General features: G+C 52.3%; 13 protein-coding genes. 11 read left to right on the top strand and 2 right to left on the bottom strand.

Translation table 11 applies throughout. The annotated features are described in order from the left end of the window. Window positions 1-8: 8 nt before the first annotated feature. From rnd to ACYX4J_RS17655, 7 genes are all read left to right on the top strand, one after another. Window positions 9-1,139 carry a ribonuclease D gene (gene rnd, locus ACYX4J_RS17685; protein WP_476177214.1) on the top strand — a complete coding sequence of 377 codons (1,131 nt, stop codon included), beginning with the start codon at window positions 9-11 and terminating at the stop codon, window positions 1,137-1,139. Beyond that, entirely contained in the window at window positions 1,136-1,423 is a 288-nt protein-coding gene (locus ACYX4J_RS17680) for a YcgL domain-containing protein (RefSeq protein WP_444892840.1), read from the top strand. Before rnd ends, ACYX4J_RS17680 begins: the two co-directional genes overlap by 4 nt. A gap of 10 nt (window positions 1,424-1,433) precedes the next feature. After that, window positions 1,434-1,883, top strand: coding sequence for a YcgN family cysteine cluster protein (locus tag ACYX4J_RS17675; RefSeq protein WP_444926742.1), 450 nt, complete (start codon window positions 1,434-1,436; stop codon window positions 1,881-1,883). 463 nt (window positions 1,884-2,346) lie between these two features. Continuing rightward, entirely contained in the window at window positions 2,347-2,727 is a 381-nt protein-coding gene (locus tag ACYX4J_RS17670; RefSeq protein ID WP_282934168.1) for a hypothetical protein, read from the top strand. A 415-nt stretch (window positions 2,728-3,142) separates the two neighbouring features. Beyond that, window positions 3,143-3,823, top strand: a complete 681-nt coding sequence (locus ACYX4J_RS17665; RefSeq protein WP_108731891.1) for a YEATS-associated helix-containing protein — start codon at window positions 3,143-3,145, stop codon at window positions 3,821-3,823. Window positions 3,824-3,995: 172 nt separating this feature from the next. Continuing rightward, complete coding sequence (locus ACYX4J_RS17660) at window positions 3,996-4,841, top strand: AAA family ATPase (RefSeq protein WP_444895115.1); 846 nt, start codon at window positions 3,996-3,998, stop codon at window positions 4,839-4,841. 100 nt (window positions 4,842-4,941) lie between these two features. Continuing rightward, window positions 4,942-6,123, top strand: coding sequence for a vWA domain-containing protein (locus tag ACYX4J_RS17655; RefSeq protein WP_108731893.1), 1,182 nt, complete (start codon window positions 4,942-4,944; stop codon window positions 6,121-6,123). Between the two features lie 28 nt (window positions 6,124-6,151). Here the strand turns inward: ACYX4J_RS17655 and ACYX4J_RS17650 are convergent, their stop codons facing one another. Both ACYX4J_RS17650 and ACYX4J_RS17645 read right to left on the bottom strand, forming a co-directional pair. Continuing rightward, window positions 6,152-7,387, bottom strand: a complete 1,236-nt coding sequence (locus ACYX4J_RS17650; RefSeq protein WP_476178667.1) for an amidase family protein — start codon at window positions 7,385-7,387, stop codon at window positions 6,152-6,154. 12 nt (window positions 7,388-7,399) lie between these two features. Continuing rightward, a complete protein-coding gene (locus ACYX4J_RS17645) occupies window positions 7,400-8,893 on the bottom strand; it encodes a peptide MFS transporter (RefSeq protein WP_476177213.1) in 1,494 nt (497 codons plus the stop codon). Between the two features lie 166 nt (window positions 8,894-9,059). Here ACYX4J_RS17645 and hrpA point away from each other — a divergent pair, with 166 nt between their 5' ends. The 4 genes from hrpA (at window position 9,060) to ACYX4J_RS17625 (ending at window position 15,198) form a co-directional block, all read left to right on the top strand. After that, window positions 9,060-12,974 (top strand): ATP-dependent RNA helicase HrpA, encoded by a 3,915-nt coding sequence (gene hrpA / locus ACYX4J_RS17640; protein WP_476177212.1) that lies wholly within the window; start codon window positions 9,060-9,062, stop codon window positions 12,972-12,974. 239 nt (window positions 12,975-13,213) lie between these two features. Beyond that, on the top strand, window positions 13,214-13,513 hold the full coding sequence (locus ACYX4J_RS17635) for an HvfA family oxazolone/thioamide-modified RiPP metallophore (protein WP_108731896.1): 300 nt from the start codon (window positions 13,214-13,216) through the stop codon (window positions 13,511-13,513). 88 nt (window positions 13,514-13,601) lie between these two features. Continuing rightward, the gene (locus ACYX4J_RS17630; RefSeq protein ID WP_444916226.1) at window positions 13,602-14,447 is read left to right on the top strand and encodes an HvfB family MNIO-type RiPP peptide maturase; all 846 of its coding nucleotides are present in this window, start codon (window positions 13,602-13,604) and stop codon (window positions 14,445-14,447) included. Further along, entirely contained in the window at window positions 14,428-15,198 is a 771-nt protein-coding gene (locus ACYX4J_RS17625) for an HvfC family RiPP maturation protein (protein WP_476177211.1), read from the top strand. The genes ACYX4J_RS17630 and ACYX4J_RS17625 overlap by 20 nt, the downstream gene beginning before the upstream one ends. The last annotated feature ends 51 nt before the right edge of the window (window positions 15,199-15,249 follow it).

The raw sequence follows: 15,249 nt of genomic DNA, 5'->3' as shown, positions 1-15,249 counted from the left end.
TGATATCGATGACAGAAATAGATACCACTCCACGCTGGGTCGACAGTTACGAGCAGCTGGTAGAGTTGTGTGCAGAATGGCGCAAGCTGAGTGCGGTAGCCCTGGATACCGAATTTATGCGCAGCCGTACTTTTTATCCCCAACCGGCCCTGGTCCAGGTAGGTGATGGAAAACACTGTTACCTGATCGACAATTTGGCGATTGAGGAGTTACAGCCGCTTCGCGACCTTTTGCTAGATACCGCTGTCACTAAAATCATGCACAGTTGTAGTGAGGACCTGGAAACCCTTGAGCGCTTGCTAGGCGTGATTCCCGAGCCCATTTTTGATACCCAAATTGCCGCTGCAATCTGTGGTATGGGAGCAGGCTTAGGTTATGCGGCGACAGTTAACCAGCTACTGCATATAGAGTTGCCCAAGAGTGAAACCCGCTCGGACTGGCTGCAGAGACCTCTCAGTGATGCACAGAAAACCTATGCCGCCCTCGATGTCGCTTGGTTGCCGGTACTCTACGGCGTACTGGTAAAGGACCTCAATGCGAAGGGGCGCCTGGAGTGGTTGCAGGAAGACTGTGCATCATTGGTGGTCACGGCTCGAAACCCGAGCCCACCTGAGATTTACTACCAAAAAGTGAAAGGTGCCTGGCGCCTGCGCAGTAAACAACTGGCAGTGCTACAGGATGTGTGTGCCTGGCGCGAAAAGCAGGCCAGGGCGCTGAATATGCCGCGCAATCACTTGTTGAAAGAGAATATCTGTCTCGGCTTGGCCCAACAGTTGCCGCGGCATAGAGGTGCCTTGAGCCAACTGGGTATGGAAGGGCGAGCTCTGCGTGAGCACGGCGACGCCCTGTTAAAAATCGTTGCCCAAGCCTGCGGGAGAAGCGATCCACCTGCGCGAATGCAGCAGCCCCTCAACCGGCAGCAGGGAGAAATCCTCAAGCAACTGCGGCTTGAGATGGTGTCTATTGCCGAGCGGGCCGGGTTGCCTGCCGAAATATTAATTCGCAAAAAAGAGCTGGAAGCCTTGGTCCAGGCCCGTCGACCCGAGTTAGAGGGGCGGCTCAGAGGGTGGCGGGCCGATGTGATTGGCCATCCTTTGCTCGAAGCTCTGAAACAATTGCGTAAAGAGGAATTGAAGTGAAAGTTTTATGCGATATTTATCGCAGTCCAAATAAAGACGAAATGTATCTGTACGTGGATAAGCGCGAGGGCACTGCGAGGGTTCCCAAAAATCTACTGGAGCTTTTCGGCAAGCCGCAGCACGTCACTACGATGTTGGTGACGCCGGACAAAAAGCTGGCCCGTGCAGAGGCGGACAAGTTGCTCAAAGAGGTGCGTACTCGCGGCTATTACTTACAGATGCCGCCAATAGCCGATTCCGAAATGAGTGAAATCGCGTTGAAGAACAGCAAGTTGCAACGCTGAGTCGAGCTAAATGGCACAGGAGCCTTTTTGGCGGCGGAAAACGCTGGAGCAAATGAGTCGATCCGAGTGGGAGCAGCTTTGTGACGGTTGTGGTCGCTGCTGTCTGCACAGCTTGGAGGATGAGGATACGGGTGAGGTCTACCTCACTAATGTGGCCTGCCGCCTGTTGGATACCCATTCCTGCCAGTGCAGCAAGTATAGCCAGCGCAAAGCCCATGTTCCCGGATGCATTCAGTTGCGTATAGAGGATATTGCCGAATTCGATTGGTTGCCGCTCACCTGCGCATACCGCAGCCTTGCGGAAGGGCGCCCTCTTGCGGACTGGCACCCATTGGTATCGGGAGACCCGGAATCCGTACATCGGGCGGGGATATCGGTGCGTGGGCGCGTTGTCAGTGAAGAGTCGGTTCATGCAGACGATATGGAGGATCATATTGTCTCTTGGGTTGAACAAGGTTGATCGCAAACGGGAACTGCGACCTGTGAACGCCTTTGGATATTGCGCATAATTAAGGAGCCTCTGAATAACTCCGTAATGCCTCTGCGGGTCTTGAAGGCTGCAGATGTTAGGCGCAGCTCGCCGCGAATGGCCGTAGCCCTTTGCAAGAGCTGCAACACAGCAGATGCGGCCTTCAAGGCCCGCCCTTCGGGGCATTCGGAGCGATTCACACTCCGCGTTGCGACTTCTTGAAAGGTCTAGACATTCCTGCGAAGCCGCGCCTTGATTGTGAACCGCTCTGCATGCCAGAGGCATCACAGAGTTACTCAGAGGCTCCTCAAATCATTCTTCGGATCGATTTATGGCAGGCAGTGCTTGTCTGCGAAGCGGCGTAAATATGCCGGTTCCGAGCGAGTGACGGTGTAAAGGACCCTGGCATATTTGCCCGATATTGGATCGGTGTGCCAGAAAGTAGAGTGAGAGAATGACAGAAGATTTCCAATTTGCCTGGATGGTATACGCTGCTTCAACACTGGTTATGCTGTTGGCAGGCTGGTGGTTTATGCGCAATTGGCGCTGGAGTTGGGTGCGCCAGACTCTACTGTTAGTGGCTGCGGCGGTGTTGCTGGCGCCGGCAAAGACCTCTGTAGCGGAGTCAGTTGCTGTGCCGGTGTTGCCGCTATTTGTTTATCAAACGCTGTTTGAAGAAAATGGAGCGGCGCCAGAGGTCACTACCAATTTGATATTCGCTTCGGGTGGAGCCCTGGCGATCATGGTTGTTTGGGGGATTGTCAGCTTGCTGATGAGGTTTCGCCGGGACAGGCGTCGTCGCTTTGATGAAGATCCCTACTTTAACGAACAATAACCCAAGATATGGCTGTCATGCCTGAGGGCAGGGTAGCCATTCACCCAGTATTTTTTGTTGCACTTTAATTCACTTGCGCAGCCATCGTCCCTCCTCGACGCCTATATCCAGGCCTTCACTCGGTTGCTCGTATCAAAGGCGCTAAAACCCTTTAGACCGACAACCCCAGTCAATGACAGCTGCTATATCTATTAAGCTGGTTCCCGCTGTGGCGCAATGCAAAACAATGTAAAAGCAGTGTCACTTTTCTGCCAGGTATCCAGTAACAACAAGAGGCGGCTGTATCCAGCATGTGGGAAATACCTCGCACCTAATAGGGGAAGAGGGCAAGGGCAGTCGTGAATAGAGTGAAATATTCAGTTCAATACCCACTTGCCCGGATTGGCAGTGAGAGCCGAATGGCTGAGGAATACTGATGCTCGATCACCTGCTTATATTGACTGCAGTAATGCTGGTTTCGGGCATTTTGGGTGGGCTGGTCAATTACTATCAAATGCTGTTCACCGAAGAAGATCCAGCGGGGCTCGCACGTTGCCTGATTATGGGGCTGTGTGGCGCCTTGATGGTGCCGATATTCCTTAAATTCACCCAGAGTGACTTGTTGATAGAAATCCAGGGTGACCCCTCGCGTTTATTGATTTTTACCGGTTACTGCCTGCTCGCTGCAATTGCATCACGTATGTTCGTGTTTAACGCCGCGCGGCGCCAGTTGCGCGACGCCAGTATTGCCCGTGCCCGAGTAGAGAATATGGAGCAGGAACTGCGCACCATGCAGTTGGAAATGATGCCCCTATTGGAGCATGAAATTGAGGGCGATCCCGAGCAGGGGCCGACCATCGATTTCAATCAGATCCGTAAATTGGATGACAATGCCCTACAGGTACTGCATTTGTTAAATACGGGGGAGTGTGTATTTCGGTCTCTTTCCGGCATGGTGCAGGACAGCGGTATGGAAACCAATTCTATAGCCCGCGCCTTGAATAGCTTGCTGGTGCTGGAGATGGTCGGGAAAATTCACAGTCACCTGGGCATCCGCTGGTATATCACCGGCAAAGGTCGCCAGGTTGTACACCGCCGCAGTACCCAGATGGCCTAGGCTGCTTCGGTAAGCCTACGCGTACTTTCAAGGCTCGCCCTGCGGGACTGGCAAATTTCCCCAGCGCAAGCTGGTCATCCAAATTGAGCGTTACCGCCTCGCCCCCAACCTGTTGTTCAATTATCATTCGCTAAAAGAGATAGTTAGCCTCGACGACAGGATTGGAGCAGTTATGAAGTTTACCGGTACCGAAAGCTATGTAGCGACCGACGACTTGCAGATGGCGGTGAATGCGGCCGTTACCCTGCAGCGCCCACTATTGATCAAGGGTGAGCCCGGCACCGGCAAAACACTGCTCGCCGAGCAGGTAGCAGAGAGCCTCGGACTAAAGCTGATCCAGTGGCATATTAAATCCACCACCAAAGCCCAGCAGGGCCTGTACGAGTACGACGCGGTATCCCGCCTGCGGGACTCCCAACTGGGGGTGGATAAGGTTCACGATATTGGCAACTACATTAAGCGCGGTAAGCTTTGGGAGGCCTTTGCGGCAGAAGAGCGCGTGGTGCTGCTGATCGATGAAATCGATAAAGCGGATATCGAATTCCCCAACGACCTGCTGGTTGAGCTTGATCGTATGGAGTTCTTTGTCTATGAGACTGGCGAAACCATCAAGGCCAAGCAGCGCCCCATCGTAATTATCACTTCCAATAACGAAAAAGAACTGCCGGACGCCTTTTTACGCCGCTGCTTTTTCCATTACATCAGCTTCCCCGATCGTGACACCATGCGCAAAATTGTCGATGTGCACTATCCAGGGATCAAAGGGCAGTTGGTGGCCGAGGCAATGGATATTTTCTTCCAGCTGCGCGAGGTTCCAGGCCTAAAGAAAAAGCCTTCTACCTCCGAGCTGATCGATTGGCTCAAGCTGTTGATGGCTGATGATATTCCCGGGGAGATTTTGAAAAACAGCGATAGCAGCAATGCCATTCCGCCGCTCTACGGTGCCCTGCTGAAAAACGAGCAGGATGTCCATATGCTGGAGCGCCTGGCGTTTATGGCCCGTCGCGATAATCGCTAAACTGTGTTGGTTAATGTCACCGAGGGCTTAGGTTGTCCTCGGTGATTTCGGCCCGGTTTAACCGGGTGTTATTTTTTCCCTGTGCTGACTGCGAATTATTATGCTGATTGGCTTTTTCCAGAATTTACGCCGCTATAAATTACCGGTAACCATCACCGAACTGCTGGCCCTGCTTGAGGCATTACAGCAGCGCCTGGTATTTGCCGACCTTGAGGAATTTTACTTCCTTGCCCGCGTTTGCCTCGTCAAGGACGAGAAGCACTTCGATAAATTTGATCGCGCTTTCGACGCCTATTTTAAGGACCTTGAGACCCTCGACGACATTGTCGAGCAAATGATTCCCGAGGACTGGCTGCGTGCAGAATTTATGAAGCAGCTGACCGAAGAGGAAAAGGCCCAGGTGCAAAGCCTCGGTGGCTTGGAAAAACTACTGGAGGAATTTAAAAAGCGTCTAGAGGAGCAGAAGAAGCGTCACAGTGGTGGTAATCGCTGGATTGGCACTGGCGGCACTAGCCCGTTTGGCAATAGCGGTTATCATCCCGGCGGTATCCGTGTGGGCGGTAAGGGGCGCAATCGCTCGGCGTCAAAGGTATGGGAGAAGCGCCAGTTTAAAAATCTGGATGACAGTATCAGTCTGGGTACCCGCAATATCCAGGTGGCTCTGCGCAAGCTGCGCAAATTTGCCCGCACCGGTGCCGCAGAGGAACTGGATCTGGATAACACCATTTCCTCTACTGCACGCAACGCCGGGTTACTGGATATTCAAATGGTGCCGGAGCGACATAATGCGATTAAGGTGCTGATCTTCTTCGATGTAGGGGGCTCTATGGACCCCTATGTGCGCGTCTGTGAAGAACTGTTCTCCGCCTGTCGTTCCGAGTTCAAGCATCTCGAATATTTTTATTTCCACAATTTTGTTTACGAACATGTGTGGAAAGACAACCAGCGGCGCTATAGCGAAAATACCTCGCTGCTGGAAATACTGCGCACCTATGGCAAGGACTACAAAGTAATTTTTGTCGGCGATGCTTCTATGGCGCCCTACGAAATTACCAGTCGTTTCGGCAGTGTCGAACATATGAATGAAGAGCCCGGTGCGGCCTGGATGGAGCGTGTTACCGATACCTACAGTAACCTGATCTGGTTGAATCCTGTAGGAGAGGAGTACTGGCAATATACTCCCAGTATCGGTATGACCCAGAGACTGGTGGACGGGCATATGTATCCGATGACCCTGGAGGGATTGGATCGAGCCATCGCTTATTTGGTTAAAGGGCGTTAAAAGGCTGATCGCTTTTTCAGGTAGCACCTTAGGTGCTACCTGCTATTCCTTCGAGGGGTTTGGTTAGTTGCTCAACTAGAGAGAGAAGCGAAAAATCACTTCGTGGAGTCATTATCAATGAGAAACCACTGGGTTTCTCTATCTCCTTTCCCCCAGTATTAATCCCATTTTCTACGATAGAAAACAACGGCAGATGACACTGGGGGGCGCCCCAAAGCCCTGCAATAGCGGTTAAACCCAATAGTCGCTGGCGATCTTTTTGTACTTTGCAGAATTCACTATCGGTCCCTTTCTTAATTGCGGTTGTGGGGGTGGTTGGTACTAGTAAAACGCTACTGTTGTCCGGTAGTAATGTCTCCATCAACTTGCACCACTGTTGTCGTTTTTCGTTGGCCCAGGATATCTCATCGTCGGTAATTGATAGGGCCATAGTAATTCTTGTGGCTATGTCCTCTGAAAATACCGGCCGGTATTTTCGCAACCAGTCTCCGTGAGTATTGGCGATGGCGCGGCCCTGCAAAATTCGGAATACATTAGCCAGTTCGCCCAGTAATTCTATGTCAGGCAGGTGTTTAATCTCGCAGATAGGAAATTGATTATTTAATGTGGGAATAAATTCCTGGATTGCTGATTGAATGGGCGTATCTGCCAGTTGACTTATTTCGGGGCAAGTAACCAGGCGGGTTACTTGATTTGTGGATAAGTGCTGTGACGGGATTAGAATTTTGCCGACGTCTACAAGTAATGAAGGAGTTTGACTAAACCAACCGACAGTATCAAAGCAGGGTGCTAAACCGATAACGCCGTCGGTTGGAATAAGTGAGTGACTGGTTCGAATGCCGAATAAACCACAATAGCTTGCAGGTACCCTCACCGATCCGCCGGTGTCGGTGCCTAAGCCAATATCGGCTGTTCCTGAGGCCACGGCGGCGGCCGATCCCATAGAGGAACCCCCACAAAAATAGCCGGGCAGTTTAGGGTTGTCGGCAGAACCGTAATGTAAATTACTCCCCTGCATGCTGTAGGCGAGTTCATCAAGGTGAGTAAACCCAATAAAGGTTGAGCCGGCCTCCAGTAATTGCTGCAAGCTAAGTGCGGTTTTATTGGCAGGAGGGTGAGTATTGAACCACTCGGGGCTGCCTGCCGTATTTTTCTCCCCTTTCAATTGAAAGAGATCTTTGACCGCTAAACGTACGCCTGTTAGCGGTCCGGAATCTGATAACGTTAAAGAGCGAGGTCCGTGCTCGCAAAATACGCTTTCTATGGGTTGGCTCCCTTATTTGTCATTACCGCTAAAATGCTTCGGCGGTACACCGTCGTGATCGGCGGTGATGCTCAGTTCCTCCTTGGTGGTTTCGCCCACCTTTACATGAACCTCTTCTGCACCGTGCATCCAGTCCACCAGTTTCTCGCGAATAAAGTACAGGATAATTCCGGCAATAATTGCGGCCAGGGCTACTCCGCCAAAGGTTGCGAGTGGACCGGATACACCGACGAGTTTACCGATCTCTGCGGCTCCTTTGTTGGCAACACCAATAAAGGCAAACCAAAGCCCCATCATCAGGGATAAATAGCGCAGCGGAGATAATTTAGTTACGACAGAGAGCCCAATTGGCGATAGGCAAAGTTCGCCAATGGTGTGGAAAATATAGGCAAATACCAACCACCAAATACTCGCCTTAATGGTCTCTGAATCGCCAATTTGCAGGGCGGCACCGCACATGGATAAGAATCCCACGCCGAGAAAAACCAGTCCCAAACTGAATTTGGCCGGTGAGCTGGGTTCCCGGTCTCCCATGCCTACCCAGATACTGGCCATAATCGGCGCAAGGATAATAATAAACAGAGGGTTTACCATCTGCAGCCAACTGGCGGGAATTTCCCACCCCAGCACATTCAGGTCGGTTCGATATTTGGCGAATAAGTTCATTGAGCCGGCAGCCTGCTCAAAGCCAGCCCAAAAAATCACGATAAACACACCCAGCACCAAAATAACTTTGATGCGGTCGCGCTCCTCTTGAGTCAGTGGGCGGCGCTTATCGACGTCCTCATCTTTCTTGTCTTTCAGTTCCAGGTGCGCAGAAGGTTCTACACCGATTTCTCCCAGGTAGCGTTTGGCTTGGGTCAACTGCAGGATTAGGCCGGCTAACATGCCAAGGCCAGCGACGATAAAGGCCAGCTGGTAATCCACCTTTTCCCCAATCCAGCCCACAAGCAGGTAACCGAGGATAGAGCCCAGGTTGATGCCCATATAAAAAATGGTAAAAGCGGTATCCCGTCGGTGGTCACCTTCCTCGTAAAGGTCCCCGACCATGGTAGAGATATTTGGTTTGAAGAAACCGTTGCCGATAATCAGCAAGGCCAACCCGATCCACAGCATATAAATTTGGCTGCCATTTGGCAGCCAACCGTGGGGGAATCCCAGGGCGAACTGCCCTAGCATCATCAAGGTGCCGCCGAACATAATACAGCGGCGCTGGCCCCAGCGATTATCTGCCATCCAGCCGCCGATAATGGGGGTTAGGTAGACCAGCATTGCATACCAGCCCAGGTAGCTGAGGGCTTTGGATTGCAATTCGGTATCGGTCAGTTGTTCCCAGCCGAAGACTGCGGCAGTCGCTGTAGAGGTCAGGTAGAAGACAAAAATACCACGCATGCCGTAGTAGCTGAGACGTTCCCACATCTCAGTACCAAACAACAGGAAGAGTCCTTTGGGGTGGCCAAACAGCTGGCCTGCGCTGGCGGGGGGCTTGGGCTTGATCTCTTGCATAGTACTGCTCGCAAGGTATGACCCTGAGGAATTGCACCAGCAGTATAGGCCGTGCCCCTCAGAAGAAGTGCTATTCGCACCAGTATAGATGAGCGCCACAATAAGGTTTGATAGCCCTGCGGTGCTCAGGGGGTATAATCCCGCGTTTGCCATTGCTGTACGAATTATGAGTCACACCGAAGCAGAAAAAGTACTGGGGGCGCTGCAGGCCCGAATCTCCGCGACCATGGGGCGTGACCGCTATGGGTTGCGCAGGACTGTCAAAAATGTGCGCCGGCGCCAGAAAGAGGGCAAGCCGGTAGATCGCATGTTGGCCCAATTGGAGCAACAGCTCCAAGCGTCTGAGACCCTGGTGGAGGAGCGCCGGCGCAAGTTGCCGGAAGTGCAGTGGCCGGAGTCTTTGCCAGTGGTAGCGCGGCGGGAGGAAATCGCCGAGCAGATCGAGAGAAATCAGGTTGTAGTGATTGCCGGTGAAACCGGTTCTGGTAAAACCACTCAGTTGCCAAAAATTTGCCTGTCACTGGGCCGGGGAATTTTCGGCCAGATCGGCCACACTCAGCCGCGCAGGATTGCCGCGCGCACTGTAGCCAATCGAATTGCTGAGGAACTGGGGCAGCCCCTGGGAGAGTCCGTCGGTTACCAGGTGCGCTTTACCGACCACAGCACCGAGCATACCCACGTCAAACTGATGACAGACGGTATCCTGCTGGCTGAAATTCAGCGCGATCCCCTGTTAAATAAATACGATACGTTGATCATCGATGAGGCCCATGAGCGCAGCCTTAATATTGATTTTCTGTTGGGCTATTTGAAAACCATACTGCCCAAGCGCCCTGACCTGAAACTGATAATTACCTCGGCCACCATCGACCTGGAAAAATTTTCCCGGCACTTTGGCGATGCGCCGATTATCGAGGTTTCCGGTCGTACCTACCCGGTGGAAGTTCACTATCGCCCCGCAGCGGATACGGATGCAGATCTCAACGAGCAGGTGGTCACTGCTGTGGAGGAGTTGCTGCACGAGGAAAAGTCCAGCAGTCGGCGCGGTGAGGATATCCTGGTATTTATGAGCGGCGAGCGGGAAATCCGCGAGTGCGCCAAGGCTTTGCGCGATGCACAGATAGCGCAATTGGAAGTGCTGCCCTTGTATGCCCGCTTGAGCCTTGCGGAGCAAGCCAAAGTTTTCCACGGCCATAAAGGCCGTCGCATTGTACTCGCTACCAATGTGGCAGAGACCTCTATTACCGTGCCCGGTATCCGTTATGTGATCGACCCGGGTACTGCACGAGTGAGCCGCTACAGCTACCGCAGTAAAATTCAGCGGCTGCCTATAGAGCCGGTTTCCCAGGCCAGCGCCAACCAGCGTGCCGGTCGCTGTGGCCGTGTCAGCGCCGGTGTTTGTGTGCGCTTGTATGAAGAGCGGGATTTTGAGCAGCGCCCGGAATTTACCGATGCGGAAATCCTGCGCACGAATCTGGCCGCAGTCATTCTGCAAATGTTGCAGTTGCGTATCGGTGATATCCGCGAGTTTCCATTTGTCGATCCGCCGGACCCACGACTGATTAATGACGGCTATAAATTGCTGCAGGAATTACAGGCGGTAGATGAGCAGGGCCGGGTCACTAAATTGGGGCGATCCCTATCAAGGTTGCCTTTGGACCCGCGCCTGAGCCGCATGTTGTTGGCGGGGGCAGAGAATGGCAGTGCGCGGGAGCTCTTGATTATTGTCGCCGCTCTGGCCGTGCAGGACCCGCGCGAGCGCCCGGCAGAAAAACGCCAGGCTGCGGATGAAAAACATCGCCAGTGGCAGCATGAACAATCGGATTTTTTATCCTTCGTTCAGCTATGGGATGCCTTTGAAGTCCAGCGTCAGGAACTGAGTCAAAATCAGTTGCGCAAGTGGTGCCAGAAAAACTTCCTTTCCTGGCTGCGTATGCGTGAGTGGAGAGATATCCACCATCAGTTGCGCGTAGCTTGTCGCGATCTCGAAGTTAAAGAAAACAAAGAGCCGGCGGAATACGAAGCGATACACCGAGCCATCGTGGTGGGATTGCTGGGCAATATTGGCGCGCGGGATGAAAACAAGGAGTTTAACGGCTGTCGCAATCGTCGTTTCCATATTTTCCCTGGCTCTGGCCAATTTAAAAAACCTCCCCGCTGGGTGGTGTCTGCCCAGTTACTGGAAACCAGCCGCCTGTTCGCCCATACCGTAGCCAAGGTCGAGCCCGAGTGGATATTGGCCGCCGCGCAGCACCTGGTTAAGCGCAATTATTTTGAACCCCATTTTGACGCTCGCTCCGGGCAGGTAATGGCCTTTGAGAAGGTCTCCCTTTACGGTTTGGTGCTGGTGGAAAAACGCCGAATTCCCTACGGCAAACTGGACCCGCAAACTTCTCGGGAAGTGTTTATTCGCCAGGCGCTGGTGGAGCAACGCTATCGCGGTAAGGGGCGATTTTATAAGCACTACCTCGACCTGTTGAAGTCCCTGGAAGAGCTGGAAGCCAAATCCCGCCGCCGGGATATTTTGGTGGATGATGAAGTGGTGTACCGCTTCTTTGATGAGCGTATCCCGGCGGATATTGTCAACCTGGCTGGATTTGAGCACTGGCGCAAGAAAGCGGAATCCAGCGATACACAGCTGCTGTTTATTCCCCGCGACTTATTGATGCAGCAGAGTGCCGATCATGTGGGAGAGGCCCAATTCCCCAATGAGTTGCAGGCGGGCGGTATTGTCTATCCGCTCAGCTATCACTTTGAGCCTGGCAGTGTGGATGATGGCGTCAGTATCCAGGTGCCGGTTGCAGCGCTGCACCAGGTGCCGGCAGCTCGCCTCTCCTGGTTGGTGCCGGGCATCTTGCGGGACAAGTGCATCGCTCTGGTAAAAGCCCTGCCCAAGCAGTGGCGCAAGTATTTTGTGCCAGTGCCGGCTGCGATAGATAAGGCTTTGCCCCGACTGCGTGCAGACAATACCCCGTTGTGGCAGTCGTTGGCTCTGGAGCTGAAACGCCAGACAGCACAGCAGTTGCCAGATGAGGTATGGGAGTCTGCGGAACAGGCCTTGGAAGATTATTACCGTTTCAATATCCAGGTGATGGATGAAGCCGGCAAATTGCTGGATCAAGATCGGGATTTGGCCCTATTGCAGGCGCGCTACCGGGATCGGGTACAGCAGGGGTTGGCAACGGCTGGCGACAGTTTTGAGCGGGAGGGTATTTCCCGCTGGGACTTCGGTGATCTTCCAGAGACTCATACCCTCAACCAGGGCGGGCTCAAGGTGCGGGCTTACCCCGCGCTGGTTGAAGGAAAAGACAGTGTCTCCCTGAAGCTACTGGATAACCCCAGTGAGGCTCGCAGGCTTACTCGCGCGGGTATTTGCCGTTTGGCTCTGTTGCACTTGCCGGAGAAGGTGAAGTATCTGCGCAAAGAGCTGTTGCGAGGCAAGGAGCTGGGGCTTTCTGCAGCGGATCTGGGGCGTCGTGAGGAGGTAGCTGACGACATCCTGATGGCAGCCGTGCGCGAAGTTTTCTGGCCTAAAGAGGAGTTGCCGCGCACCGAAGCTGAATTCCTGGCCGCTTTGGAAAATGACGGTGACTTGGTGGGGGTGGCCCAGGAGATTGGTGATCTGTTGGTCAAGGCCCTGGCTCAGCTGGTGCCACTGCGCAAACAAATCAAACAGCAAAAAAACCTGGCGGTCGCAATGGCGGTGGGGGATATCCAGCAGCAACTGGGTGGACTCTTCTACCGAGGCTGCTTGTTTGATACTCCGCTGTCATGGCTGCGCCAGTACGGCCGCTATCTGAAGGCGATCGCAATGCGCTTGGAAAAGGCCGCTCTCGACCCTAACCGTGACCGAAAACTGCAAGTTGAATACCAGAAGGCGGCGGAGCCTTACTTGGCGCAAGTGGAGAAATATTCACCCAGAGAACTCTCTGCAGAGGCAGAATTGCGTGAGTTTCGCTGGATGTTGGAGGAATTTCGTGTTTCCTTATTCGCGCAGACTCTAAAAACCCTGATGCCGGTGTCATCCAAGCGCTTAAGCAAGTCATGGGCAGAAATTGATGGGAAAGGTTTGCTTGGTTGATTTTCTCTATGGAAAAGAGATCACAAAAAAAATTTTGATCAAGTGTAAGAATTTGATGGAGAGCCCGACAGAAGTACTGAAAGCAGGCCTGGAGCCCAGAATGACCCCTTGATACCGGTTATTTTGTGGCGGGTTCTATTCAATGACTGATTTTTGTTTCGCAGCATTATACTTCTGCGGAGTGGAAAAAAGTCTCTTGTACTTTTTATTGCTAAGGACACCTAGTTAGGAGATTCACTATGAACAAGAAGCACCTTTCCCCTGTAGCCGCCGCAGTTGGCGCAGCGTTTATCGCCACTGCCGCTATGAATGTATCTGCTGCCAACAGCAATGCTAACCCCTTTGCCGCAGCAGACCTGAGCTCAGGCTACAACGTGGCGCTGGCTGATCACGATGGTGATGATAAAAAGAAAGAGGGTAAGTGCGGCGAAGGCAAGTGCGGCGAAGGTAAGAAAAAAGAAGGCAAGTGCGGCGAAGGTAAGTGCGGCGAAGGTAAGAAAAAAGAAGGTAAGTGCGGCGAAGGTAAGTGTGGCGGGTAATTTTTCGCTGTACTTAAAGAGGGTGGATACGCTTTAGCGATCCACCCTGTTTTTTATTGATCGCTGAAAAAAGTGAGACCTGAAAGTGTTGCGCGAGTTTTCCGTAGAAGGCGCTGGGTTTGGATTGCGCCGCTCAATGATGGGTGAAAACCTTGATACAGATGCCGTAGATTTTCTGGAGGTAGCACCTGAGAATTGGATTGGTGTTGGCGGTCGCTATGGGCGCTGGTTCAAGGAATATACAGAGCGTTTTCCCTTTTTACTTCACGGTTTATCTCTCTCGATTGGTGCACCAGAACCATTGGATATGGAATTGGTTGCAGCCATTAAAAAATTTATCAAGCAACACAATATTCGCGGTTACAGTGAGCACTTGAGTTATTGCTCAGATCACGGCCATCTGTACGATTTATTGCCCATTCCCTTTACGCAAGAAGCGGTGATGTATGTTGCCGAGCGAATCCGTATGGTTCAGGACGCACTGGAAGAACGGATTGCAATGGAGAATGTCTCCTACTATGCGGCGCCGGGCCAGGAGATGACTGAACTGGCTTTTTTAAATGCGGTGCTGGAAGAGGCCGATTGTGATTTGCTTCTGGACGTGAACAATATTTATGTAAACTCGATTAACCACCGCTACGATGCGCTGGACTTTCTATCTGCACTACCTACTGAAAGAATTCGCTACGTACATATTGCCGGGCACTATGATGAGGCAGAGGATTTAAAGGTGGACACCCATGGTGCACCGGTTATTGATCCTGTGTGGGAGCTACTCGATCGCGCCTACGATATTCACGGTGTGATGCCGACGCTACTTGAGCGGGATTTTAATATTCCGCCGATTCCCAAATTACTCGAAGAAGTAGGACATATTAAAACCATTCAGGCCAGTCACCAGGTGGAAGAGAATTATGTCCTCAGTCGTCGATAAGCCCGAGACATTCAAAAGTGTGCAGCGGGACTTTGCTGCCCATTTGCGCGCACCGGATCAAGTTGCGCCGCCGGCAGAAATTGAGGACCGACGTGTCGCTATTTATCGAGATTTGATTTACAACAATATTGAGTCCTTTGTTGCCAGTGGATTTCCGGTATTGCGCAGTCTTTATAGCGACGAAAACTGGCATCAAATGGTGCGTGATTTTGTCCACAAACATACATCCGTTAGCCCGTATTTTTTGCAGATCAGTGAAGAGTTTCTCTCATATTTACAGAACGAACGGGGAGAGCAACCACAAGATCCTCCGTTCCTGTTGGAGCTTGCCCACTACGAGTGGGTGGAGTTGGCTTTAGATGTCAGTGATGTGGAATTACCGGAAGGGCTGGCGATAGAGGGGGATGTTTTACAGCAAGTTTCTGTAGTTTCCCCCCTGGTCTGGAGCCTCAGCTATTGCTACCCAGTGCATCGGTTGGGGCCGGATTTTCAGCCCCAAGAGCCGCCGGAGGTACCGACGTTCCTTTTCGTTTACCGGGATCGTTCCGACAAAGTGAATTTTATGGAGATCAATGCCGTCACCGCCAGATTGCTGCAGTTGGTCTCTGCGGGCGATTACACCGGCTTACAAATATTGGAACAGATGGCTCAGGAATTACCCAATATTAGTCGTGACTCCTTATTTGATTTTGGTGCCGATTTATTAGAAAAACTACTGAATAAAGGGGTTATTGCCGGTTTAAAGGCTTAGCCTGTGATTGCCTGAAACTCCTTTATCTTTGGCAAATCCCAGCTGCTATGC

The organism is Microbulbifer sp. ABM4_008, from assembly GCF_056311705.1.
The sequence above is the reverse complement of the archived record's forward strand: the minus strand, read 5'-3'. Positions and strand labels throughout refer to the sequence as shown.